Origin of the sequence: Sphingomonas sp. CFBP 13603 (assembly GCF_014892665.1) — a bacterium.
In the GTDB taxonomy this organism is placed as follows: domain Bacteria; phylum Pseudomonadota; class Alphaproteobacteria; order Sphingomonadales; family Sphingomonadaceae; genus Sphingomonas.
In genome coordinates, this window is sequence record NZ_JADBIA010000017.1 from 40511 (window position 1) to 63124 (window position 22614).

General features: G+C 66.3%; 22 protein-coding genes. 16 read left to right on the forward strand and 6 right to left on the reverse strand.

Annotated features, from left to right (window positions below; translation table 11 throughout):
* Nucleotide 1: 1 nt before the first annotated feature.
* From IFR23_RS19035 to pyk, 4 genes are all read right to left on the reverse strand, one after another.
* Nucleotides 2-520, reverse strand: coding sequence for a biliverdin-producing heme oxygenase (locus IFR23_RS19035; protein WP_192977197.1), 519 nt, complete (start codon nt 518-520; stop codon nt 2-4).
* Nucleotides 517-705 carry a YbdD/YjiX family protein gene (locus IFR23_RS19040; protein WP_056061299.1) on the reverse strand — a complete coding sequence of 63 codons (189 nt, stop codon included), beginning with the start codon at nt 703-705 and terminating at the stop codon, nt 517-519. Before IFR23_RS19040 ends, IFR23_RS19035 begins: the two co-directional genes overlap by 4 nt.
* A complete protein-coding gene (locus tag IFR23_RS19045) occupies nt 702-2756 on the reverse strand; it encodes a carbon starvation CstA family protein (RefSeq protein WP_192977198.1) in 2055 nt (684 codons plus the stop codon). The genes IFR23_RS19040 and IFR23_RS19045 overlap by 4 nt, the downstream gene beginning before the upstream one ends.
* A gap of 619 nt (nt 2757-3375) precedes the next feature.
* A complete protein-coding gene (pyk, locus tag IFR23_RS19050; RefSeq protein WP_192146814.1) occupies nt 3376-4839 on the reverse strand; it encodes a pyruvate kinase in 1464 nt (487 codons plus the stop codon).
* A gap of 79 nt (nt 4840-4918) precedes the next feature.
* Here pyk and IFR23_RS19055 point away from each other — a divergent pair, with 79 nt between their 5' ends.
* The 4 genes from IFR23_RS19055 to IFR23_RS19070 all read left to right on the forward strand — a co-directional run bounded on the left by IFR23_RS19055 (nt 4919) and on the right by IFR23_RS19070 (nt 6554).
* Nucleotides 4919-5239, forward strand: coding sequence for a DUF1244 domain-containing protein (locus IFR23_RS19055; RefSeq protein WP_192977199.1), 321 nt, complete (start codon nt 4919-4921; stop codon nt 5237-5239).
* A 181-nt stretch (nt 5240-5420) separates the two neighbouring features.
* Nucleotides 5421-5663 carry a DUF2312 domain-containing protein gene (locus IFR23_RS19060; RefSeq protein WP_197942503.1) on the forward strand — a complete coding sequence of 81 codons (243 nt, stop codon included), beginning with the start codon at nt 5421-5423 and terminating at the stop codon, nt 5661-5663.
* 89 nt (nt 5664-5752) lie between these two features.
* The gene (locus IFR23_RS19065) at nt 5753-6037 is read left to right on the forward strand and encodes a DUF1294 domain-containing protein (RefSeq protein ID WP_192977200.1); all 285 of its coding nucleotides are present in this window, start codon (nt 5753-5755) and stop codon (nt 6035-6037) included.
* Between the two features lie 79 nt (nt 6038-6116).
* Nucleotides 6117-6554 carry a nuclear transport factor 2 family protein gene (locus IFR23_RS19070; RefSeq protein ID WP_192977201.1) on the forward strand — a complete coding sequence of 146 codons (438 nt, stop codon included), beginning with the start codon at nt 6117-6119 and terminating at the stop codon, nt 6552-6554.
* On the opposite strand, the gene IFR23_RS19075 is transcribed toward IFR23_RS19070, so the two are convergent.
* Nucleotides 6551-8014, reverse strand: coding sequence for an ATP-binding protein (locus IFR23_RS19075; protein ID WP_055873757.1), 1464 nt, complete (start codon nt 8012-8014; stop codon nt 6551-6553). The genes IFR23_RS19070 and IFR23_RS19075 overlap by 4 nt on opposite strands.
* A gap of 113 nt (nt 8015-8127) precedes the next feature.
* Here IFR23_RS19075 and IFR23_RS19080 point away from each other — a divergent pair, with 113 nt between their 5' ends.
* From IFR23_RS19080 to ruvA, 5 genes are all read left to right on the forward strand, one after another.
* Complete coding sequence (locus IFR23_RS19080) at nt 8128-8673, forward strand: DUF1003 domain-containing protein (RefSeq protein ID WP_192977202.1); 546 nt, start codon at nt 8128-8130, stop codon at nt 8671-8673.
* 30 nt (nt 8674-8703) lie between these two features.
* Nucleotides 8704-9447: a YebC/PmpR family DNA-binding transcriptional regulator gene (locus IFR23_RS19085; RefSeq protein WP_056051712.1), complete on the forward strand. Its 744-nt coding sequence runs from the start codon at nt 8704-8706 to the stop codon at nt 9445-9447.
* Nucleotides 9448-9642: 195 nt separating this feature from the next.
* Nucleotides 9643-10149: a crossover junction endodeoxyribonuclease RuvC gene (ruvC, locus tag IFR23_RS19090; protein ID WP_056061275.1), complete on the forward strand. Its 507-nt coding sequence runs from the start codon at nt 9643-9645 to the stop codon at nt 10147-10149.
* 346 nt (nt 10150-10495) lie between these two features.
* On the forward strand, nt 10496-11485 hold the full coding sequence (locus IFR23_RS19095) for a hypothetical protein (protein WP_192977203.1): 990 nt from the start codon (nt 10496-10498) through the stop codon (nt 11483-11485).
* Nucleotides 11486-11556: 71 nt separating this feature from the next.
* The gene (gene ruvA, locus IFR23_RS19100; protein WP_093399715.1) at nt 11557-12156 is read left to right on the forward strand and encodes a Holliday junction branch migration protein RuvA; all 600 of its coding nucleotides are present in this window, start codon (nt 11557-11559) and stop codon (nt 12154-12156) included.
* Nucleotides 12157-12308: 152 nt separating this feature from the next.
* Here the strand turns inward: ruvA and IFR23_RS19105 are convergent, their stop codons facing one another.
* Nucleotides 12309-13217, reverse strand: coding sequence for a 2-hydroxyacid dehydrogenase (locus IFR23_RS19105; protein WP_192977204.1), 909 nt, complete (start codon nt 13215-13217; stop codon nt 12309-12311).
* Between the two features lie 54 nt (nt 13218-13271).
* On the opposite strand from IFR23_RS19105, the gene ruvB reads away from it, so the two are divergent.
* From ruvB to IFR23_RS19140, 7 genes are all read left to right on the forward strand, one after another.
* Complete coding sequence (ruvB, locus tag IFR23_RS19110; protein ID WP_056061260.1) at nt 13272-14297, forward strand: Holliday junction branch migration DNA helicase RuvB; 1026 nt, start codon at nt 13272-13274, stop codon at nt 14295-14297.
* A 229-nt stretch (nt 14298-14526) separates the two neighbouring features.
* Nucleotides 14527-16800 carry a phosphoenolpyruvate--protein phosphotransferase gene (gene ptsP, locus IFR23_RS19115; RefSeq protein ID WP_192977205.1) on the forward strand — a complete coding sequence of 758 codons (2274 nt, stop codon included), beginning with the start codon at nt 14527-14529 and terminating at the stop codon, nt 16798-16800.
* Nucleotides 16801-16908: 108 nt separating this feature from the next.
* Nucleotides 16909-17877, forward strand: coding sequence for a helix-turn-helix domain-containing protein (locus IFR23_RS19120; protein ID WP_192977206.1), 969 nt, complete (start codon nt 16909-16911; stop codon nt 17875-17877).
* A 96-nt stretch (nt 17878-17973) separates the two neighbouring features.
* Nucleotides 17974-18897 carry a tetratricopeptide repeat protein gene (locus IFR23_RS19125; protein ID WP_192977207.1) on the forward strand — a complete coding sequence of 308 codons (924 nt, stop codon included), beginning with the start codon at nt 17974-17976 and terminating at the stop codon, nt 18895-18897.
* Nucleotides 18898-19090: 193 nt separating this feature from the next.
* Nucleotides 19091-20059, forward strand: a complete 969-nt coding sequence (gene tilS / locus IFR23_RS19130; protein WP_192977208.1) for a tRNA lysidine(34) synthetase TilS — start codon at nt 19091-19093, stop codon at nt 20057-20059.
* A gap of 104 nt (nt 20060-20163) precedes the next feature.
* A complete protein-coding gene (gene ftsH, locus IFR23_RS19135) occupies nt 20164-22152 on the forward strand; it encodes an ATP-dependent zinc metalloprotease FtsH (RefSeq protein WP_192977209.1) in 1989 nt (662 codons plus the stop codon).
* 63 nt (nt 22153-22215) lie between these two features.
* Entirely contained in the window at nt 22216-22593 is a 378-nt protein-coding gene (locus IFR23_RS19140) for a hypothetical protein (RefSeq protein ID WP_244655800.1), read from the forward strand.
* Nucleotides 22594-22614: the final 21 nt, after the last annotated feature.

Sequence of the window (22614 nt, forward strand, 5' to 3'; positions counted from 1 at the left end):
ATCAGGCCGGCGCGCGCCGATACAGGTCGAACGCCGCCTTGGCGCCGACGATAGCCTCCTCGACCCAGGCATCGTCGGCGGGCTCCTCGTCGATCGCGGTCAGTAATGCGCGCCACTCGCCCGACAGATGCTTCGCGCCGAGATAGGCCGAGGGCATCCCGTCGGGCACCGACCGCGACAACATGATACCGCCGAGCCGCGACCCCTCGACCACATACATCGCGCCCCACCCGGCGGCAGCGCTCGCCGGCACGTCGAACGTCATCGGCGCGGGCATGTCCTCCCCTAGCGCGGCAAGATCCTCGGCCAGCGCCGCCCCCCGCGATCGGACCGCCGACAGCCCCGGAATCGCGGCCAACCAAGTCTCGATGGCGGGCAAAGCCCTGGCATGCGCGATCAGGAAAGCGCGGTAATCGTCCGTATCCGTCAGGTTGTAGCGCCCGAAACCCGCATCGACCGCGTCGTGATCCGCTGCCGTCGCGCTCCGCAATCGCGCAACGGTGGAAACCCCATCGGTCAACAGCAGCGTCCCCCGCCCTTGCTGCCGTATCGGGCCTCCTGCCGATCGCGGAAGAACGCGCGTTCGTCCATCGGCGCGTGGTCGGGATGCCGCTCGGCCATGTGCTGGCGGTACGCGGCATAGGACGGCACGCCGACCATCAGCAGCGCGGTCTCGCGTGCCTTTGCGTAGAGCGCGCGGATCATTCTGCGGCCACCAGCTGCGGCGGGACTTCGGTCACCGTCGGCCGGTCGATCTTCAGCGCCGCCAGACACGTCCGCATACCAAAGAAGACGATCGACAGCACCACCGCGAGGAACAGCGCGCACAGCGCCGCGTCGATCCGGTCGTTGAGCACGATCCGCTGCATCTCCGCCATCGTCTTGGCCGGCGCGAGCAACTCACCCCGCGCCGCCGCGTCCGCGAACTTCGACGCATGCGCGAGGAAGCCGACCTTCGGATCGCTCGCGAACAACTTCATCAGCCCTGCGGTGATCGTGCACAGGCACAGCCACGCGGCGGGCAGGATCGTCACCCAGGCGTACCGCTGGCGCTTCATCCGGAACAGCACCACCGTCGCCAGCACCAGCGCGACCGCCGCGAGCATCTGGTTCGAGATGCCGAACAACGGCCACAGCGTGTTCACGCCGCCCAAGGGGTCGGTAACGCCCTGGTACAGGAAGAACCCCCAGGCGATCACGCAGAGCGCGGTCGCGATCAGCCCGGGCACGATCGCCGAGGCATTACGGAACGACGGCACCGCGAGCCCGATCAGGTCCTGAAGCATGAACCGCCCGGCGCGCGTCCCCGCATCGACCGCGGTGAGGATGAACAGCGCCTCGAACAGGATCGCGAAGTGATACCAGAACGCCTTCATCGCCTGCCCACCGACGAGGTGGCTGAAGATCTCCGACATCGCCACCGCCAGCGTCGGCGCGCCGCCGGTGCGCGAGACGATCGTGGTCTCGCCGACGTCTTTCGCGGTTTGCGCGAGCAGTTCCGGCGTGATGGGGAAGCCCATTGCCGTAACCGCGGTCGCAGCGGACGCGAAGTCGGTACCGACCACCGCCGCCGGGCTGTTCATCGCGAAATACACGCCGGGATCGAGGATCGACGCACCGACCAGTGCCATGATCGCGACGAAGCTTTCCATCAGCATCGCGCCGTAGCCGATGAACTGCGCGTCGCCCTCGTTGGCGATCAGCTTCGGCGTGGTGCCGCTGGCGATCAGTGCGTGGAAGCCCGAGACCGCGCCGCACGCGATCGTGATGAACAGGAACGGGAACAGCCCGCCCGACCAGACCGGGCCGCTGCCGTCGATGAACGGGGTCAGCGCAGGCATCCGCAGCGGTGGCGCGACGACCGCGATACCGATCGCCAGCGCGACGATCGCGCCGATCTTCAGGAAGGTCGACAGGTAATCACGCGGGGCGAGCAACAGCCACACCGGCAGGACGGAAGCGACTGCGCCGTAGCCGACCATCAGCACGCAAAGCTGGACCGGCGTCAGCGTGAACAGCGGCGCGAGCGTCGGCGAGGCGGCGACGGTGCCGCCATAGACGATCGCGGCGAGGAGCCCGATGACGCCGAGAACGGAGACTTCGCCGACCTTCCCGGGCCGGATCCAGCGCGTGTAGATGCCCATCAGGAAGGCGAGCGGGATGGTCGCGGCGACGGTGAACAGCCCCCACGGACTCCCGGCGAGCGCGCGCACCACGATCAGCGCTAGCACGGCGAGGATGATGACCATGATCGCGAACGCACCGATCAGCGCGATCACGCCGGGAACCGCGCCCATCTCCATGCGGATAAGCTCGCCGAGCGACCGCCCGTCGCGGCGCATCGAGATGAACAGGATCATGAAGTCCTGCACCGCACCCGCGAGCACGACGCCGGCGAGGATCCACAGCGTGCCGGGGAGATAGCCCATCTGCGCGGCGAGCACAGGGCCGACGAGTGGGCCTGCGCCCGCGATGGCGGCAAAGTGATGCCCGAACAGGACGTTGCGATCGGTCGCGACGTAGTCGAGGCCGTCCGCGCGGCGCAGCGCCGGGGTCTGGCGACTTGGGTCGAGTTGCATCACATGCCGCGCGATATACCGCGCGTAGAACCGGTAGGCGATCAGCTGGACCGACACGGCCGCGGTGACGATCCACAGCGCGTTGACATGCTCGCCGCGCTCGAACGCGACGACCGCGAGCGCGCAGGCTGCGAGGAGCGCAAGGGCGCCCCAACCGATCTTCTCGCGTAATGTCATTGCGTTCGCCCTCCCGTGCGGTCCGTTACGCGCGGCATCGCGTATTCAGGCGCGGAGCGCTAGCCTAGATTAGCTCGTACACCCGCCCCACAGCTCCACCCCGGCGAAGGCCGGGGCCCAATTGGAAAGGTCGTCGTAACGCAGTGAGAGCTTCACCGTTACCGTTCCCCAATTGGGCCCCGGCCTTCGCCGGGGTGGTGGCTTGGTTGGATAAAGGTGGCGCTCCCCGGTCAACGGGGCTCGATCTGAGCAGGCGGCATGCAAAACGCAGTTCAACTCCATCCCGTCACCCCGGCGGAGGCCGGGGCCCACCGGCCCGCATACTCCAAAGGCTGCGAGTATGCGGAACGGCGGATGCCGGAACGAGCCCGGCATGACGGGGAAGGGGGCTGGTTGCTGTTCCGGTTTGCGCGGGGCATTCTCGCGGCCGTAGCGCGCATTCCAACGAGGCCGTTCCCCCGCGGACGCGGGGGAACAGTTGAATACCGTGGCGCTTGGTATCCTGGCCCCCCGCCTTCGCGGGGGAACAGCTTGGGTGGGCTCTCCCCAGCCTTGAGGGCAGACGTAGTGCGCGGCAGCGACGAGCAAGCGCCCTTCGCCAGCTCCCCCCCCCAAAAAATCAAACCTGCGAATGATGCCCCTTCAGCTCATCGCCGACGATCCGCACCACGTGCAACACGTTGGTCGACCCAGGCGTCCGGAACGGCACGCCCGCGAGCACGATCACCCGGTCGCCGGCCTTCGCCATCCCGTGCCGCAACGCCATCCGCTTCGACTTGGCCACCATGTCCTCGAACGACTCGACGTCGCGCGTATGCACGGCATGTGTCCCCCACAGCAGCCCCAGGCGCCGTGCGGTCTCATCGCTCGGCGTCAGCACCAGCAGCGGCACCGACGGCCGCTCGCGCGCGATCCGGCGGGCGGTCGAGCCCGAGGTGGTGAAGCAGATGATCGCCACCGCCGAAACCGTCGCGGCGATGTTCTTCGCGGCCTCGGCGAGCGCATCCGCGGTCGTCGGGTCGGGCTTCATCACGGTGAAGTGCATGCGGTCGCCATGCTCGGGATCGGCCTCGACCGACACACCGATCGCATCCATCATCGCCACCGATTCGACCGGCCACGCGCCTGCCGCGCTCTCCGCCGACAGCATGATCGCGTCGGCACCGTCATACACCGCGGTCGCGACGTCCGACACTTCCGCCCGCGTAGGGGAGGGCGACGTGATCATCGATTCGAGCATCTGCGTCGCGACCACCACCGGGCGGCCCATCCGGCGCGAGACCTCGACGATGCGCTTCTGCAAAGGCGGCACCTGCTGCGGCGGCAGCTCGACGCCAAGATCGCCGCGCGCGACCATCACGCCGTCGCAGGCCTCGACGATCTCCTCGAGCCGCTCGATCGCCGCCGGCTTCTCGATCTTCGCCATCAGCGCTGCCTTGCCGCCGATCAGTTTCCGCGCTTCCCAAAGATCTTCCGGTCGCTGCACGAACGACAGCGCGATCCAGTCGACGCCCTGGTCGACCGCGAAGTCGAGATCGCTGCGATCCTTCTCGGTCAGCGCCGCCATCGGCAGCACCACGTCGGGGACGTTCAGCCCCTTGCTGTTCGACAGCGCGCCGCCGACCTCGACGCGCGTCGTGATCTCACGCGGGCTATGCGACACGACGCGCAACACGAGCTTGCCGTCGTCGAGCAGCAGGCGCGCGCCCGGCTCGATCGCCGCGAAGATCTCGTCGTGTGGCAGTTCCACCCGCGTCGCGTCGCCCGGCGTCGGGTCGCGGTCGAGTACGAAGGTCGAGCCGGTTTCGAGCACGGTCCGGCCGCCGTCGAACTTGCCGACACGCAGCTTCGGTCCCTGGAGATCGGCGAGGATCGTCGAGGGGCGGCCGAATTCCTTCTCCAGCGCGCGAATCGCCTGGATCACGGCGATCTTCGACTGCTGATCGCCGTGACTCATGTTGATCCGGAACGCGTCTGCGCCCGTGCGGAAGAGCGTCGCGATCATCTCGGGGGTGCTGCTGGCAGGGCCGAGCGTCGCGAGGATGCGGACTTTCCGCGAACGGGGGGCGATGGCCATTGTCATGCGTGCGTTTCCTGGGGGAGGTCTTTGCCGCGACGGGCCTTAAACCCTATCTCCGCGGGATCAACCACGGAGCATACGAATGAATCCCGAAAGCGACTCGCTTGCCACACTCGACGATGCCGTAGCGGCGCAGGCCTTTCGTCGCCTGATCCGCCACCTCCGACACCGCGAGGACGCGCAGAACGTCGACCTGATGGGCCTAGCCGGTTTCTGCCGCAACTGCCTGTCGGACTGGGTCGAAGAGGCCGGCGGCATGTCGAAGGATGCGGCGCGGGAAACGGTGTACGGGATGCCGTATGCGGAATGGAAGGCGCACCACCAGGGCGACGCGAACCCCGAGCAACTCGCGCGAATGAAGGAAAGCGTCGCGAAGAACGCGCCCAAAAACGGGGCCGTCTGATTCAGGCGATTGAGCCTAACACGGTAAACGCCTAGACGCAGGCCCGCACCCAATTCGGCATGATTCAGGACGTCTCCGGACGGCGATCACCGGTGCGGGCTTGTATCTTGATTGGCTTTTGACCGGCGCGTGGGCGCTGGCGAGTGGGGAATTTTCGATGTCTGACGAACGGCAACACGGCATGGGCGGCGGCGCGGTCGCAGCGGACGAACTGCGCCTGCTGATCGAGCGCGCCGAGCGTCTCGAAGAAGAGAAGAAGGGTATCTCGGACGACATCAAGGACGTGATGGCCGAAGCCAAGGGCCGTGGCTACGACCCCAAGGCGATCCGGAAAATCCTGTCGATCCGGAAGAAGAAGAAGGAAGAATATCAGGAGGAGGAAGCGATCCTCGAAGTGTATCTTCAGGCGTTGGGGATGATCTGAGGATTTCTGATCTCGCGCGGTGCCTCGCCCGATATGGTGTCGGGTCACTAGGGGGCACCGCGTTAACCCGCTCGATGTACCGGTAGAGAATGTTTCTCCCGATCGTGGCGGCGTTAGTCCTGTTCCTGATCATCAACATGATCACCGTCGCCGCGTTCGCGATCGACAAACGGCGATCGTCGACCGGCGCGTGGCGCGTCCCCGAGTCCCGCTTGCTTTGGTTCGCGGCACTCGGCGGTAGCCCCGGTGCGTTCTGGGCGCGAGGTCGCTACCGGCACAAGACACGTAAGCAACCGTTCGTTAGCCGGCTCCAGCTGATCGCGATGGTACAAGTCGGCGTGATCGCCGGTCTCGCCATCGCTTTCGCATTCTAGTTTGGGCAACTTGTATCGTCATTGCTGCACCTGAAGCTTGGGTGTATTGCCGTTATGCAACAATGCATCGGGGGCAGGCATGCGGGTATTTCTGGGAATCGCGGCGGCACTGGTCAGTGCTCCCGTGGCGGCGCAATCGGTCGAGGCCGAGGCGCACAACCTCGCCCAGCGGGCGGAGGCGTTCGTTCAGGTCCGCAACAGGTTCGATCAGGCGGCAATGATCGCGATGATGGCGCCCGAATACCAGGAAGTGTCGCCCGTCGGCGAGGTCGATTCCCGCGAGCGCGTGTTCGGTTTCTATGCTCCCGACAAGAAGAAGCCCGCGCCGCCGATGACGATTACCGAAACCGTCGCGCGCCCTGCTGGCACGATCGGTGTCGTCACGATGCGGATCGCTTATGCGGTGCCCGGCAAGGACGGCCAGATGCAGACGCGCGCGCTGCGGGCCGGCTTCGTCGCGCGACGGATCGGCAAGGAGTGGCGTTTCGTGTCGGCGCAGTTCACGCCGATCCGCTAGGCCGCTTCCGCCGGTAGCGTTGTCCAGCCCAGCCCGGGGATCGTGATCGAGCGCTTGCCGGCGAGATCGGTGCGGCACACGATCAGTTCGCGGCTTTCGATGTAGCCGATCAGGCGCTTCACCCGGCCGATCGAACTCGTGCCGTACGTGGCCGCGATGCGCGCGTCGGACGGGCAGGGTTCGCCTTCACGTGCCGCGCGCGCCACCAAAAGGAACGCGCCGAGCATGTCGTCGGGGAGGCCGCTCGCAACGTCGAGGGCGGCCGTCCAGGCTTCGTCGGTCATGTCGAAGATGCCGGCGCGGGCGCAGCTTAGGCGACGCACGAAACCGGGAAGGTCTAGCGGCGGTTTCGCCAGCCCCCCCATCCGGCAGCGCACCTGGAAATCCTGGAACAGCACCGACGGCGGCCGCAGCGTCGACTCCGGATCCTCGACGATCGCGCGGAACACGTCCGCGTAGACCGCCTCGACCTCGTCGTCGGTCTTCTCGGGCGGCGGCGGCGCGGCGGTGCGTGGTTCGGGCGGGCGGGCGATGCCGTCGAGCAGTTCCTCCGCCGGCACGCGACGTGGGCGCGAATCGAACATCAGGCCGAGTTCGGGCGCGTCGACCACCGGCTCGGACAGCAGGTCCTGAAGGTCCATCGGCGCGGCGCTGGGGAGGGGGGTGAGCTTCGGGCTGCCGCTGCGCGCGGAGGTCGCGACGTCGCCGATCTTCACCGTGATCGGCCGCCGCGAGACTGCCGGCCCAAGCGCCATGAACGTGCCGCGCTGGAGATCGCGAATCGCTTCCGCCTGGCGCCGTTCCATGCCGAGCAAATCCGCCGCGCGCGCCATGTCGATGTCGAGGAAAGTGCGGCCCATCAGGAAGTTCGACGCTTCCGCGGCGACGTTCTTCGCAAGCTTCGCCAGACGCTGCGTCGCGATCACCCCGGCGAGACCGCGCTTACGCCCACGGCACATCAGGTTCGTCATCGCCGCCAGTGACGCCCGACGAACCTCTTCCGAGACCTCGCCGCCGGTAACCGGCGCGAACATCTGTGCCTCGTCGACCACCACCAGCACGGGATACCAATGCTCGCGCGGCGCATCGAACAGCGCGGACAGGAACGACGCGGCGCAGCGCATCTGGCCCTCGACCTCGAGTCCTTCGAGGCTGAGCACCGCGGACGTCCGGTGTTCGCGCAACCGCGTCGCGATGCGCGAGATTTCGCGTTCGCTATAGTCGCCGGCTTCGATCACGACATGACCGTGCGGCCCCGCGAGCGTCACGAAATCGCCCTCCGGATCGATCACGATCTGCTGGACATGCCCCGCCGATCGCTCGAGCAAGCGGCGAAGCAGATGCGATTTTCCCGAGCCCGAATTGCCCTGCACCAACAGGCGGGTGGCGAGTAGTTCCTCCAGGTCGACGCCGACGGCAGTACCATTGCCGTCGGTGCCCATATTCACGCTAACCGTCATGCCGCGCGTTTGGCAGGTGCGGGCGTGTGGGAGCAAGGAGTCTTTGTCGCTTCCGTCGCAAGTGGGGGCTTTGCGCACTGGCATAATCCGCATTCCGGGCTAGGGCGCAAAACATGGCTACGAAACAATCCCTGCTCGCCGATCTCTCGCAGCGACTGCTCGGCAAGGCGCCGGGCGATCTCGACGACGAGGAGCGCCGCGTCCTCGCCGGCATCGAGGCGGGCACAACGGTCAGCCGCGATGCCGCTGACGTGTCGGACGAGCGATCGACGTTCGGCGAACGCCTGTCGGACCGGGTCGCGGCGATCGGTGGATCATGGGCGTTCATCATCGCCTTTACGGTCGTGCTGCTCGGCTGGATGCTGCTGAACTCGGATATCCTGACGCATTTCGGCGCGGCGTTCGATCCGTATCCCTACATCTTCCTCAACCTGATGCTGTCGACGGTCGCCGCGATCCAGGCGCCTGTGATCATGATGAGCCAGAACCGGCAATCGGCGAAGGATCGCTTGGCGGCGAGCCTCGACTACGAGACCAACCTGCGCGCCGAACTCGACATTTTGCGCGTGCACCACAAGATCGATCATCTGGTGCTCGCGCGGCTCGACGCGATCGAGCAGAAGATCGACGCTCTGGCGAAAACGGCCTCACCGTCCTAAAGCCACCGCATCAGGCTATTAGAGGCACCGATGGCAGGCCATTCCAAATACAAGAATATCATGTACCGCAAGGGCGCGCAGGACAAGAAGCGCTCGTCGGCGTTCAGCAAGCTCAGCCGGGAAATCACGGTCGCGGCCAAGATGGGCCTGCCCGACGTCGACATGAACCCGCGCCTGCGTGCGGCGGTGAACGCGGCCAAGGCGGCGTCGCTGCCCAAGGAGAACATCCAGCGCTCGATCGACAAGGCGAGCCGCGGCGATGCCGAGAATTACGAAGAGATCCGCTACGAGGGTTTCGGCCCCGGCGGCGTGTCGCTGATCATCGAGGCGCTGACCGACAACCGCAACCGCACCGCGACCAACGTGCGCGTCGCGGTCGGCAAGAACGGCGGCAACCTCGGCGCGGGCGGTTCTGTCAGCCACGCGTTCGACCGCGTCGGGTTGATCTCGTATCCGGCGAGCGCGGGCGATGCCGACACAGTGTTCGAAGCGGCGCTCGAGGCGGGTGCCGAGGACGTCACGTCGAGCGAGGACGGGCATGAGGTCTGGACCGCGCAGGGCGACCTCCACGAGGTGGCGAAGGCTCTGGAAGCGAAGCTCGGCGAGGCGGAAGGCGCGAAGCTCGCCTGGCGCCCGCAGGTGATGGTCGCGGTCGGTGCGGACGATGCGGCGACGCTGTTCAAGCTGATCGACGCGCTCGACGACGACGACGACGTGCAGACGGTGTGGGGCAATTACGAGATCTCCGACGAGATCATGGAGACCTTGGGTTGAGATGAAGAAGGTTGGTTCGCGCGGAGACGCGGAGGCGCGGAGAGTAGCGCTTCGTGGCTACGTCCTCCGCGCCAGCGGCCTCATTTCTGTCGGCCGGCCCGGAGAATCGAAAGTCCCGCTGACGCGAGACGATCGCCAGGAACGCATCCCCTCCGCGCCTCCGCGCCTCCGCGCGAACCAATCTTCTTTCTTCTCATGATCATCCTAGGACTTGACCCTGGCCTCGGCACCACCGGCTGGGGCGTTATTCGCGCCGACGGCAACCGCCTGAGCCATATCGCCAACGGCCAGATCAAGACCGATCCATCGATGGCGCTCCCTCGCCGCCTGACAGCGCTCTACAATGCGCTGATCGACGTCATTCGCACCGAACGCCCCGATGGTGCCGCGGTCGAGGAAGTGCTCGGCAATACCAACGCGCAATCGACGTTGAAGCTTGGCCAGGCGCGCGGCGTCGTCCTGCTCGCGGCGGCGGGTGCAGGGCTGCATATCGGCGAATATCACCCCTCGACCGTCAAGAAGGGCGTCGTCGGCACCGGCGGCGCGGACAAGAAACAGATCCAGGCGATGATGGCGGTACTGCTGCCGGGCGCCAAGCTTGCCGGACCCGACGCCGCCGATGCGCTCGCGGTCGCGATCACGCATGCGCATCACGTCGCGAGTGCCGCCGCCCTGGCGCGGCGATCCGGGATCGGGGCCTGATCCTCGCCGCCGCGTCCGGCTCGGTCTTAGAAGCTTTGAAGACCCGGCGACGCGTGATAGTCTTTGTCCGACGTCGATCATGACGCTGAGATCGGACAAAGTCCGACAACTAGAGTTGGCAGGTAAGCTGCTCCCCGCAGAACTTATCGACGGCGTTCACGGAGGACGATCGTAACTGAAACGGACTGTCCGACTGACACTCCGTGTGCTCGATGCGTTTCTAGATTTGGGTCCATAACGGATGCAAATTCCAAGACTTACCGGCCATTAAAGTTTTTCTGGCCAGACCGATGACAGTGTGGCAGTCGCGCCATGGTTAATCTTTAATATAGATCAAGGTAGAGCGATGAACCTCGATCAGGTAAGCGGCGGCACCAACAGCCATAATGTTCCGGCAGGCGCGTTTGCGATGCCACCCGGAATGCGGATGCGGTACGATCTCCCCGATCCCAGCCTGTCCGAATATCTGACGGGCTATGCGATCTATGCATCGGACGATCGTACCCCGATGCTCAACTGGTATCTGCCCGCCCCGGCGATGATCTCGGTCGTCGTCGATGCGGGCCCGTTGACCGTATCGATCGGCAATCACCGGTTCGGGCCAGTCGATCGGGCCAGCTTCTACGGCCCTACCAGCCGCGCCTTCCGGACGGAAACGACCGGTGGGATCGCCGTGGGCATTGGCCTGAGCGCGCTGGGCTGGTCGCGACTGACGGCCCGGTCGGCAGGCGATTTCCACAATCGGGTCACGCCATTGTCGGCAGTGCTCGGTGCAGAGCTTTCCGCGCGTCTGATCGAGGGGCTCGATGCGCTGGACGATGACTCGTTCATCAAGCCGCTGCTCGACGCGGTTCTCGGTCCGCTGTTCCAGCGAGCGCACCCGCGCGAAGATCTGATCCGCGCCTTCACCGCGCTGACGGTGACCGACGGCGTGATCGAGATGAAGGACGTCGCCGATCGACTCGATATCCCGACGCACGAACTGCGGCGCATGGCGACGCGCCATTTCGGCATGCCACCGAAGCTGCTGCTGCGACGTGCCCGGTTTCTCCGGTCGTTCATCGGGCTGATCCGGACGGACGGCATGGCCGACTATTCGAAGATTGACAGCAGCTATTTCGATGCCTCGCATTTCCTGCGCGACGCGGGCACGTTCCTCGGCACGACGCCGCGGCGTTTCGTTGCATCCGACACGGTGTTTCTGAGGGCAAGCCTGCGCGCGCGCGCTGCGGTGATCGGCGCTCCGACCCAGGCCCTTCACGGCGTCGTCAAATCGCCTGCGCCGGTCACGGGGCGATCGACGACCGGGGAAGATCGGTTGCGGCCGAGCGTGTAACGAGCCGTGAAGTGCGGAGAGCGGATTTTGACTGGATGACGACGCTCCTCCTTTGATCTACCGCATGCCGAATGATCGTGCATCTCAAGGGACGTCTGGACTCAACGGGTATCGACCATGCCGTGATCGACGTCGGCGGCGTCGGGTATCTGGTCGGTGCGTCGGCGCGCACGCTGTCGGCCTTAGGCCCGATCGGCGAGGCTTGTACCGTGTTCACCGAATTGCTGGTGGGCGAGGATTTTCAGCGGCTCGTGGGATTTTCGAGCGCAGACGAGCGCGACTGGTTCCGGTTGCTGACGGGCGTGCAGGGGGTCGGCGCCCGCGTCGCGCTCGCGATCCTGTCGGCGCTGGAGCCCGTCGATCTGAGCCGCGCGATCGCGAGTGGCGACAAGGCGATGGTCGCGCGCGCGAACGGCGTGGGGCCGAAGCTTGCACAGCGCATCGTGATGGAACTGAAGGACAAGGTCGGCGGCATCGCGCTCGGTCTCGGGCCGGCGGTGGTCAACGCCGCACCCGGCGCGTCCGCGGATGCGGTGTCGGCTTTGCTCAACCTCGGGTTCCGCCCGAACGAGGCGAGTGTCGCGGTGGCGGCGGCGGACGAGGAGCTGGGACCGGGCGCTTCGCTCGATGCGCTGGTCCGGCTGGCGCTACGCAAGGCATCGAAGGCGTAGGGTTCGGACTCGTTCAGTCCGTTTTTTAACCCTTTGCTCGTTCCCACCTTCCGTTCGTGCTGAGCGAAGTCGAAGCACCTTCTCTTGGGGCACACCCTGCGACTTCGCTCAGGGCGAACGGAAAGGGGGCTTGGTTTCCCAAGGTCCCTGTCTCAGAGTGCAGTCGGCAATGGTCGTCCGCCGAAATGCGCGTCGAGGTTCGCAACCACCAACGCCGCCATCGCCGTCCGCCCGTCGACGGTCGCGCTACCCTGATGCGGTGACAGGACAACCTGATCCAGCGCCTTGACCGCGTCGGGAATCGCAGGTTCGTCGGCGAACACATCTAGCCCCGCCCCGGCGATCGTCCCGTCCAGTAGTGCCGCCACCAACGCCGGTTCGTCGACCAGGCTACCGCGAGCGATGTTGACGAGGATACCGTCCTCGCCAAGCGACGCGAGAACCCCCGCATCCACGATATGCGACGTCGCCTCGCCCCCGGGTGCGGCAATGATCAGCACGTCGCACGCGGCTGCAAGCGACGCGATGTCGGCATGGAAAATGCCCGCGAAATCCGGCTTGGCGGAACGCGCGGTGTAGTGAAGTTCGTTCGCAAACGGCGCAGCACGCTTGGCGATGGCCCTCCCGATCCGGCCGAGCCCGAAGATCCCGATCCGTCGCCCGCTCGCCCGGCGCGCGAGATCGACCTGCCACCCGCCGTCCCGCACCGCGCGGTCGTTCGCGACGATCCCCCGTTGCACCGCCAGCATCAGCCCGATAGCGAGGTCCGCGACGTCGTCGGTCAGCACGTCCGGCGTCGTCGTCACCGCGATGCCGCGCGCCTTGGTCGCGGCAAGGTCGATCCCGTCGTAGCCGACGCCGTGGATCGCGATGATCTCCAGTGCGGGCAAGCGATCGAGCAGCGCCGCATCGACCACGCTGCTCCCGCCACCGACGAGCGCGCGTGTCGTCGCCGGCGGATCCTTGCGGTGCAGCGTGAAGCGCTCGGCGAGCGTCGCCTCCAGCGCGGGCGAGACTCCGCCCAGCAGATACAAATCGGGGTGCGAGGTGTCGTTGGTCATCCCACCCCCATAGCCGCCTTGCCCCCTTCACCGCGAGCGCGCTATCGCGGGGATGTGACCGATACAGACCGCATCCTGACTGCCGCCAAGCGTCCCGAAGACGTCGACGCCGCGCTGCGCCCGAAGACGCTAGACGAATTCGTCGGGCAGAAGGCCGCGCGCGAGAATCTGCGCATCTTCATTCAGGCGGCGAAGTCGCGTGGCGATGCGCTCGATCACGTGCTGTTCTTCGGCCCGCCGGGACTCGGCAAGACCACTCTCGCGCAGATCGTCGCGCGCGAAATGGGAGTCGGGTTTCGCGCCACCTCGGGGCCGGTGATCGCCAAGTCGGGCGATCTCGCCGCGCTGCTGACCAATCTCGAGGATGGCGACGTGCTGTTCATCGACGAAATCCACCGGTTGCAGCCCGCGGTCGAGGAGGTGCTCTACCCGGCGATGGAGGACCGTGCGCTCGACCTGATGATCGGCGAGGGGCCGAGCGCGCGATCGGTGCGGATCGACTTGCCGCGGTTCACGCTGATCGGTGCGACGACGCGGCAGGGGTTGCTGACGACTCCGTTACGCGATCGCTTCGGCATCCCGGTGCGGCTGCAATTCTATACGGTCGAGGAACTGGAGCGGGTGGTGACGCGCGCTGCAGGGCTGCTCGGGCTGGGCATCGCAAAGGATGGCGCGATGGAGATTGCGCGGCGTGCGCGGGGGACCCCGCGTATCGCCGGGCGGTTGCTGCGAAGGGTGCGCGATTTCGCAAATGTCGCAGGGCATGAGACGGTCGATGCACGGGCGGCGGATGCTGCGCTCAACCGGCTGGAAGTCGATTCGCTTGGGCTCGACGCGATGGACCGCCGCTATCTGATGATGATCGCCGACATCTACCGCGGTGGCCCGGTCGGCGTGGAGACGCTGGCGGCAGGTCTCAGCGAACCGCGCGACACGATCGAGGAAGTGATCGAGCCCTATCTGATCCAGCTCGGCCTGATCGCGCGCACCGCTCGCGGTCGGTTCCTGAATGCGGGAGGGTGGAAGCACCTTGGCCTGAACCCGCCGGCGGGGAGCCAGGACGGCCTGTTCGACGCGTAACTGGTTGCGTACGCGCTACCGTGTTTCCCCGCGAAGGCGGGGACCCAGACTGGGCTCCCGCCTTCGCGGGAGAACAAGGGGGAGGGGCAACCGGAGCCGATGAGATTTACGCGCCGCGATCAGCACCAATCTCATTTGTAAGAATCCACACCCAGAGATCGATCGAACTTGGGTGCGACACTGCTTTTGTTGCGTGGCACCCAAGCGCTTCATCTGATAGCCAACCCCAATGCCCCTTTCGGCCGCCGCCTCCGCCCGCGAAATCCTCACCAGCCTTCACGACGTGATGGCGTCGCGCACGTCCGCGCAAGCCAAGCTGAACGCCGTCGTCGGCATCATCGCCACCGCGATCGACAGCGAAGTCTGCTCGATCTACCTGTTGCGCGAAGGCGTGCTCGAACTGTTCGCGACCCGCGGCCTCGACCAGGCGGCCGTCCACGTCACCAAGCTCGCGCTCGGCGAAGGTCTGGTCGGCACGATCGCCGAGGACGTCGAGGTGCTCAACCTCGACGAAGCCGCCAGCCATCCCGACTTCGCCTACAAGCCCGAGACCGGCGAGGACCGCTTCCACAGCTTCGCTGGCGTCCCAATCATCCGTCGCGAGCGCTCGGTGGGCGTCCTGGCCGTCCAGCACACCGACCGTCGCAAATATGCCGACGTCGAGATCGAGGCGTTGCAGACGGTCGCGATGGTGCTCTCCGAACTGATCGCCAACGCAGGTCTCATCGACACCACCGGCGGCGGCGCGGACCGGCCGCAGTCGACCGCGGCGATGCGGATTCCTGGCCAGAAGCTGGTCGACGGCATGGGCGCGGGCTACGCGGTCTATCACCAGCCGCGCATCCACATCGAGCACACCGTCGCCGAGGACACCGACGCCGAGCGGCACCGCGTCTATGCGGCGTTCGACAAGATGCGTGAAGGCATCGACCGGATGACGCGCGAGGCCGAATTCGGCGTGGGCGGCGAGCATGTCGAAGTGCTCCAGACCTACAAGATGTTCGCCTATGACGAGGGCTGGGCACGGCGCATCAACGAGGCGATCGACTCCGGCCTCACCGCCGAGGCGGCGATCGAGCGCGTCCAGCAACGCACCCGCCAGCGCATGCGCCAGATCGACGACCCGCTGCTCGCCGACCGGATGCACGATCTGGAGGACCTGTCGAACCGGCTGCTTCGGATCGTCTCGGGCCAGATGGGCACCGCCGCGCAGATGGGGCTTCGCCAGGACACCATCCTCATCGCGCGCAACCTTGGCCCGGCTGAACTGCTCGAATACGACAAACGGCGTCTCAAAGGCGTGATCCTGGAAGAAGGCTCGCTGACCGCGCACGTCACGATCGTCGCACGCGCAATGGGTGTACCCGTGCTCGGGCGCGTCCGCGACATCCGCCGGTTGGTTGCAGAGGGCGACATGCTGTTGCTCGACAGCGCCGAGAGCAACGTCTTCGCCCGACCCTCGGCGGCAATGGAGGAAGCGTTCGAGGCGCGCCTCGCGATGCGTCAAAAGCGCAAGGCGGCGTTCGCCGCACTCCGCGACGTTCCGCCGATCACCAAGGACGGCCACCGACTCACGCTGATGGTAAATGCCGGCCTCCGCGACGACGTCGCCGCGCTCGACGTCACCGGAGCCGACGGCATCGGCCTGTTCCGCACCGAATTCCAGTTCCTCGTCTCCGCCACGCTGCCGCAGCGCGAGCGTCAACAGCGCCTGTACCGCGAAGTGCTCGATGCGGCCGGTGATCGTCCCGTGATCTTCCGCACCGTCGATATCGGCGGCGACAAGGCGCTGCCGTATCTCAACAAGGAAGATTCCGACGAGGAGAATCCGGCAATGGGCTGGCGCGCGCTGCGCCTCGGCTTGGAGCGTGACGGGTTGATGAAGGTGCAGGCGCGCGCCCTCCTAGAAGCCGCCGCCGGTCGCACGCTCAACGTGATGTTCCCGATGGTCAGCGAGCCTTGGGAGTTCGACGAGGCGCGCGCGCTGTTCGAGGCACAGCGGACTTGGCTCGAGGGGCGCGGGCGGAAGATGCCGCTCGCGATCCGCTACGGCGCGATGCTGGAGGTGCCGGCGCTCGCCGAAATGCTCGACATCCTGCTGCCGAAGATCGAGTTCCTGTCGATCGGCACCAACGACCTCACGCAGTTCCTGTTTGCCGCCGATCGCGCCAACCCGAAGCTCGCCGAGCGCTACGACTGGCTCAGCCCGTCGATCCTCCGCTTCATCGCACGGCTGGTCGCGCCGGTCCGCGATGCCTCGGTCGATCTGGCGGTCTGCGGCGAGATGGGTGGGCGTCCGCTGGAGGCGATGGCGCTGATCGGGCTCGGTATCGAGAGGTTGTCGATCACCCCCGCCGCAGTCGGTCCGATCAAGGCGATGACGCGCTCGCTCGATCGCGCCGCGCTCACCGCATACATGGCAGGACTGCTGGCTGATCCTCCGCGCGACATGCGCGGCGCGCTGACCAACTGGGCAACCGAAAACGGCGTCGAAATCGTCTGATCGGCGGAAAGCTGCGGTTAAGACGTTCGGTGCGTTGACACGGCTGGGGCCCTCTGAAAGACGGGTGACATGGCGGGAAACGCTACGCACCCGTGTTCGGAGACAAGAATGGACGAGGTCGAAACCGGCCAGAACGCAGCACCCGCTCAACCAGAGCGTGCTGGCGACATTCTCCGCAAGGCGCGCGAGGCGCAGGGCCTGACCGTCGCGGATATCGCGACGCGTACCCGTGTGCCGTTGCGGCATCTCGAAGCGATCGAGGCATCCGATTATTCGACGCTGCCGTCCTCGACCTACGCAGTCGGTTTCAGCCGTGCCTATGCGCGCGCGATGGGCATCGACGAGGTGCAGATCGCCAACATCGTCCGGAGTGACGTCGCGAAGTTGGGCAGCAAGAAGCCCGAATACGAACCGTACGAGATGACGGATCCGTCGCGCGTGCCTTCGCGCGGGCTGGCGATCGTCGCGCTGGGCATCGCGATCGCGGTGCTGGTGCTGGTCGGGCTGTGGTACGGCACCGACATGTTCCGCGGATCGAGCAATGGTTCGACCACGACGCCGATCGCCGAGAGCGCGCCGAACCCCGCCGCGCAGACCGCGCAACCGGTCCCTGCGCCGGCCACGCCCGCCAACGGGCAGGTCACGCTGACTGCCTCGGACGAGGTATGGATGCGCGTTTACGATGCCGACAACAAGACGCTCTACCTCGGCACGATGAAGCCCGGCGAGAAGTTCGACGTGCCGAAGGATGCCAAGGACCCGAAGATCAACATCGGTCGCGCCGACAAGCTGGCGGTGACGCTCAACGGCGCCGCAGCCCCTGCGCTCGGCACCGGTGAACGCGCGATCAAGGACGTGTCCGTGGGGGCGCCGGCCATCGCCGCGCGGATCGCCGGCACGCCCGAGCCTCAGGCCACGCCGACCGCGACCGAAGCGACGTCGACGCGGTCGTCCGAGCGGTCGCGTACTGCAAGCCGTCCCCGCACGCCGCGTCGTCCTTTGAGCGAAACGCAGCGCGCCAATCTGGACGCAGCCGCCAATCCACCACCTGCCGCTACGGCAACGCCCAATCCGTAACGGCGGCAGACCGGCGCCAGGGTCTTAAGGCTGGCGACAGGATGGGTAGTGCAGCTATACCCGGACGATTAACCAATCCACCGGGGGGTGTGGCCCATGCGTAAGTCAATTCTGGTCGGCGTCTGCCTCGCGGCGTTGCTGCCCGCTGCCGTACAGGCACAAAATGTCGAGGGCCGCGTCGGCAAGCTCGAAAGCGAAATGCGCGCGGTCCAGCGGAAGGTCTTCCCGGGTGGTGCGGGCCAGATGCTCCAGCCCGAAGTCCGCGCGCCGCAGAGCGAGCAGGGCCCGGGGCCAGGCTCGCCCGCCACCAGCGCGCTCGCCGACGTGAACCAGCGCGTCACGTCGCTCGAACAGCAGATGACCTCGCTCACCGAGCAGATCGAGCAGAACCAGAACCGCACGCGTCAGTTGCAGGACGCGTTCGACAATTACCGCCGCTCGAACGACGCACGGCTGAAGTCGCTCGAGACCGGTCCCGCGCCGATCGCGACGGGTGCGGGGACTGGCGGCCCGATCGAATCCGATGATCAGTCGAGTGGTCCATCACGCCCGACCACGCGCCCCGAAGCCGCGAGCAAGCCCGGCGCGGCGACGCCGACCAAGGTCTCGGTCGAGAAGCCGTCGACCGGCGATCCGGCGGAGGACGAGTATATGTACGGCTACCGCCTCTGGGCGGCCAAGCAGTATCCGCAAGCCGAGGCGCAGCTGAAGAAGGTCGTCGCCGACTACCCGAAGAGCAAGCGCGCCAGCTATGCGCAGAACCTGCTCGGCCGGTCGTATCTCGACGAGGGCAAGCCGAGCCTCGCCTCGATGGCGTTCTACGACAATTACAAGAAGATGCCCGAGGGCGAGCGTGCGCCGGACAGCCTGCTGTATCTTGGCCAGGCGCTGACCAAGCTCAACAAGCCGGCCGACGCGTGCAAGGTGTATGACGAACTGAACGACGTCTACGGTGCCAAGATGGCGGCGGCGATGAAGGGGCAGGTCGCCGCCGGGCGCAGTGCGGCGAAGTGCAAGTAAGGCATCTTCCAGTGCGCACGCGTACCTGCCTGTCCGTGATCTCACGTCGCACTTTACCACCCCCCCGGCGGAGGCCGGGGCCCAATTGGCAAGGTCGTCGTAACGAAGGGCTACGCTTAGTCATCACCGTCCCCCAATTGGGCCCCGGCCTCCGCCGGGGTGGTGACCGCTCGACCGTCAGGACTGTCTTCGCATGACCGAAGAAGGACGCCGCTTCGCCGCCGACTTCGCGCGCCTCGCCAGCGACATTACCAACCCGCTGCTCGCCGTCTCCGGCGGTCCCGACAGCATGGCGATGCTCACCCTCGCGCACGAAGCGCTCCCCCCGGGCTTCACGGTCGCCAGCATCGACCACCGCCTTCGCCCCGAAGCGGTGGAGGAGTCCGCGATGGTCGCCGCGCATTGCGCGACGCTCGGCATCGCCCACGCCACGCTCGCCCCCAGCGAACCGATCACCGGCGCCAGCATCCAGGCGCAGGCGCGCACCACGCGCTACGCCCTCCTCACCGACCACGCCTGCGCGATCGGGGCAGGGGCGCTCGTCACCGGCCACCACGCCGACGACCAGGCCGAAACCTTCCTCATGCGCGCCGCTCGCGGGTCAGGGCTAGCCGGTCTCGCCGGTGTCCGCGCCCGCACCGACATCCACGGCGTCACGGTCGTCCGCCCCTTGCTCGATTGGCGCCGTGCCGAACTCCGTGCGATCGTCCGCCGTGCTGAAGTGCCTTTCTTCGACGATCCCTCGAACCACGACGACCGCCACGATCGCACCCGTTTCCGCCGGTTGCTCGGCGAGAACGAATGGCTCGGCACGCCCAATCTTGCGCGCGCCGCCGCTGCGCTTGCCGAGACCGATACCGACGTCCGCGCGATGGTCGACTGGATCTGGACCGAACGCGCCAAGGTCGGCGGCGGCGAAGTGAAGCTCGCGGTCGAGAAGCTGCCTCGCGAAATCCTCCGCCGCCTTGCGCGCCGCGCGATCGGCACGGTCCGCAAAGACGCCGGCATCGTCGCACCCGAATGGACCGAGGCGGCCAACATCGAAAGCCTGCTCGACTCGCTGATGACTGGCAAGCGCACCACGCAGGCTGGGATCATCGCCAGCGTCCGCGGCGACGTCTGGCGCTTCCGCGAGGCACCGCCGCGTCGAACTGCAGCCTGACCCGCGCGCTGGTCCGTTCACACTGATCAACGCAAGTCGCGCGTTGTTCCATTGCCATTAACCTGCGCACGCTTATCTTGTGTGGTGAAAGGTATCGTGCACCCATGAGCGACAACGACAACCGCGGTCAGAAGCCCCAGGGCCCCGGAAACGGCGGCCCCGAAAATGGCGGCGGCAATCCTTGGATGAAGAGCCTGTTGATCTGGGTCGGCATCCTGCTCGCGCTGGCGCTCTTCGTAACCATGTTCGACGGCCGTACCGCGGCGTCGGGCGGAAACACGATCGCGTATTCGGCGTTCCTCGACAAGGTCGACGAGGGCACCGTCAAGGACGTCAACATCTCGCGCGATATCATCTCGGGGACATTGTCCTCGGGCGAGAAGTTCAAGTCGTATCCCATCCCGGACTCGACGCTCGTGCCGAAGCTGCGCGAGAAGGGCGTCTCGATCAGCGCGAAGCCCGAAGAGGGCCCGTCGATGCTGGCGCTGCTCCTGTATCAGTCGCTGCCGTTCCTGCTGTTCCTTGGCATAGCGTTCTTCGTGCTGAAGCAGATGCAGAAGAACTCTGGCTCGGGCGCGATGGGCTTCGGCAAGAGCCGCGCGAAGATGCTGACGCAGAAGGAGGGTAAGGTCACCTTCCAGGATGTCGCCGGTATCGACGAGGCGCGCGAAGAACTCGAGGAGATCGTCGAGTTCCTCAAGGACCCGACCAAGTTCGCGCGCCTTGGCGGCAAAATCCCCAAGGGCGCTTTGCTGGTCGGCTCGCCGGGTACCGGCAAGACGTTGCTCGCCCGCGCCATCGCAGGTGAGGCTGGCGTACCGTTCTTCACGATCTCGGGCTCGGACTTCGTCGAGATGTTCGTCGGCGTCGGTGCGAGCCGTGTCCGCGACATGTTCGAGCAGGCCAAGAAGTCCGCACCGTGCATCGTCTTCATCGACGAAATCGACGCGGTCGGTCGTCATCGCGGTGCCGGTCTCGGCAACGGCAATGACGAGCGCGAGCAGACGCTGAACCAGCTGCTGGTCGAAATGGACGGCTTCGAGGCGAACGAAGGCATCATCATCATCGCCGCGACCAACCGTCCCGACGTGCTCGATCCCGCGTTGTTGCGTCCGGGCCGTTTCGATCGGCAGGTCACGGTGCCGCGTCCGGATATCGAGGGTCGCATCAAGATCCTTGAGGTGCACATGAAGAAGGTGCCGCTCGCGCCCGACGTCGATGCTCGCGTCATCGCACGCGGTACGCCCGGGTTCTCCGGTGCCGATCTCGCTAACCTCGTCAACGAGGCGGCGCTGCATGCGGCGCGCAAGGGCAAGCGCTTGGTGGCGATGGCTGAGTTTGAGGAGGCCAAGGACAAGGTCATGATGGGCGCAGAGCGTCGCAGCATGGTCATGACCGACGACGAGAAGCGGATGACTGCGTATCACGAGGCCGGCCATGCCGTCGTCGCGATGCACGAGGCTGCGTCGGATCCGATCCACAAGGCGACGATCATCCCGCGCGGTCGTGCGCTGGGCATGGTCATGCGTCTGCCGGAGCGGGACTCGTACAGCTATCACCGCGACAAGATGTACGCGAACCTCGCGGTCTCGATGGGCGGACGCGTCGCCGAGGAAGTCATCTTCGGCTACGACAAGGTCTCGTCCGGCGCGTCGGGCGACATCCAGTACGCCACGGGTCTGGCCCGCGACATGGTCACGCGTTGGGGCATGTCGGACAAGGTTGGACCGCTGGAATACGGGGAGCCCGAGGGCGAGTCGTTCCTCGGCTACTCGTCGAGCCGTCCGTCGCGCATGTCGAACCAGACCGCGCAGTTGATCGACGACGAGATCAAGCGGATCGTCGAAGGTGGTCTCGGCCGCGCCAAGCAGGTGCTGAGTGATCACGTCGACCAGCTTCACACCGTGGCCGGCGCGTTGCTCGAGTTCGAGACGCTGACCGGTGACGAGATCAAGAAGCTGATCGCGGGCGAGGATCTCGATCGTCCGGATCCGGGTGCTAAGGCGTCGACCGTCCCGCGTGCGGGCACGTCGATCCCCAAGACCCGCCGTCCGTCGGGACCTTTCGGGACGCCAACCCCTTTGGGGGCGTGATCCGGTTCACCGGACAGTCACTTAAGTAGCTCTATGGGCGGTCTTTTCTCGGAAAGGCCGCCCATGTCGTATTCGCGTTCGAAGGCTGTAGTTGCAGCGTTGCTCATGGTCGGCGTGGCGATGCCGGCAAGCGCGGCGATGACCGTCGGCACCTTCCTCGCGCGCGCCAACGCGTTGCGCGACCAGGGTCCGATGGCACTGATGTCCCCCGACCTCCCCGCCCTGAAGGCTGAAGCCAAGGCCGCGACCAATCAGCTGAAGGCAGAACGCGCCGCTCGCGCCGCTGCCGGCAAGCCACCGATCGCCTGCGTTCCGGAAGGCGAGTCCGTCGGCATCATGGACATGCTCGACGGCCTGAACGAACTACCCGCCAGCTACCAGAAGCGCCCCCTCAAGGACGGCTACGCCCGCGTTCTGGCGAACCTCTACCCGTGCCGCTGAGGTTTCTGCAGCTGCTAGTTA

Coding starts and splice junctions, on each gene's coding strand:
- IFR23_RS19040 (WP_056061299.1), bottom strand. CDS start 705: ATGATCCGCGCGCTCTACGCAAAGGCACGCGAGACCGCGCTGCTGATG.
- IFR23_RS19065 (WP_192977200.1), top strand. CDS start 5,753: ATGTTTCTCCCGATCGTGGCGGCGTTAGTCCTGTTCCTGATCATCAAC.
- IFR23_RS19120 (WP_192977206.1), top strand. CDS start 16,909: ATGGACGAGGTCGAAACCGGCCAGAACGCAGCACCCGCTCAACCAGAG.
- IFR23_RS19125 (WP_192977207.1), top strand. CDS start 17,974: ATGCGTAAGTCAATTCTGGTCGGCGTCTGCCTCGCGGCGTTGCTGCCC.
- tilS (WP_192977208.1), top strand. CDS start 19,091: ATGACCGAAGAAGGACGCCGCTTCGCCGCCGACTTCGCGCGCCTCGCC.
- IFR23_RS19055 (WP_192977199.1), top strand. CDS start 4,919: ATGAATCCCGAAAGCGACTCGCTTGCCACACTCGACGATGCCGTAGCG.
- IFR23_RS19075 (WP_055873757.1), bottom strand. CDS start 8,014: ATGACGGTTAGCGTGAATATGGGCACCGACGGCAATGGTACTGCCGTC.
- IFR23_RS19085 (WP_056051712.1), top strand. CDS start 8,704: ATGGCAGGCCATTCCAAATACAAGAATATCATGTACCGCAAGGGCGCG.
- ruvC (WP_056061275.1), top strand. CDS start 9,643: ATGATCATCCTAGGACTTGACCCTGGCCTCGGCACCACCGGCTGGGGC.
- IFR23_RS19080 (WP_192977202.1), top strand. CDS start 8,128: ATGGCTACGAAACAATCCCTGCTCGCCGATCTCTCGCAGCGACTGCTC.
- IFR23_RS19105 (WP_192977204.1), bottom strand. CDS start 13,217: ATGACCAACGACACCTCGCACCCCGATTTGTATCTGCTGGGCGGAGTC.
- IFR23_RS19095 (WP_192977203.1), top strand. CDS start 10,496: ATGAACCTCGATCAGGTAAGCGGCGGCACCAACAGCCATAATGTTCCG.
- IFR23_RS19045 (WP_192977198.1), bottom strand. CDS start 2,756: ATGACATTACGCGAGAAGATCGGTTGGGGCGCCCTTGCGCTCCTCGCA.
- ftsH (WP_192977209.1), top strand. CDS start 20,164: ATGAGCGACAACGACAACCGCGGTCAGAAGCCCCAGGGCCCCGGAAAC.
- IFR23_RS19140 (WP_244655800.1), top strand. CDS start 22,216: ATGTCGTATTCGCGTTCGAAGGCTGTAGTTGCAGCGTTGCTCATGGTC.
- ptsP (WP_192977205.1), top strand. CDS start 14,527: ATGCCCCTTTCGGCCGCCGCCTCCGCCCGCGAAATCCTCACCAGCCTT.
- IFR23_RS19060 (WP_197942503.1), top strand. CDS start 5,421: ATGGGCGGCGGCGCGGTCGCAGCGGACGAACTGCGCCTGCTGATCGAG.
- pyk (WP_192146814.1), bottom strand. CDS start 4,839: ATGACAATGGCCATCGCCCCCCGTTCGCGGAAAGTCCGCATCCTCGCG.
- ruvA (WP_093399715.1), top strand. CDS start 11,557: ATGATCGTGCATCTCAAGGGACGTCTGGACTCAACGGGTATCGACCAT.
- IFR23_RS19070 (WP_192977201.1), top strand. CDS start 6,117: ATGCGGGTATTTCTGGGAATCGCGGCGGCACTGGTCAGTGCTCCCGTG.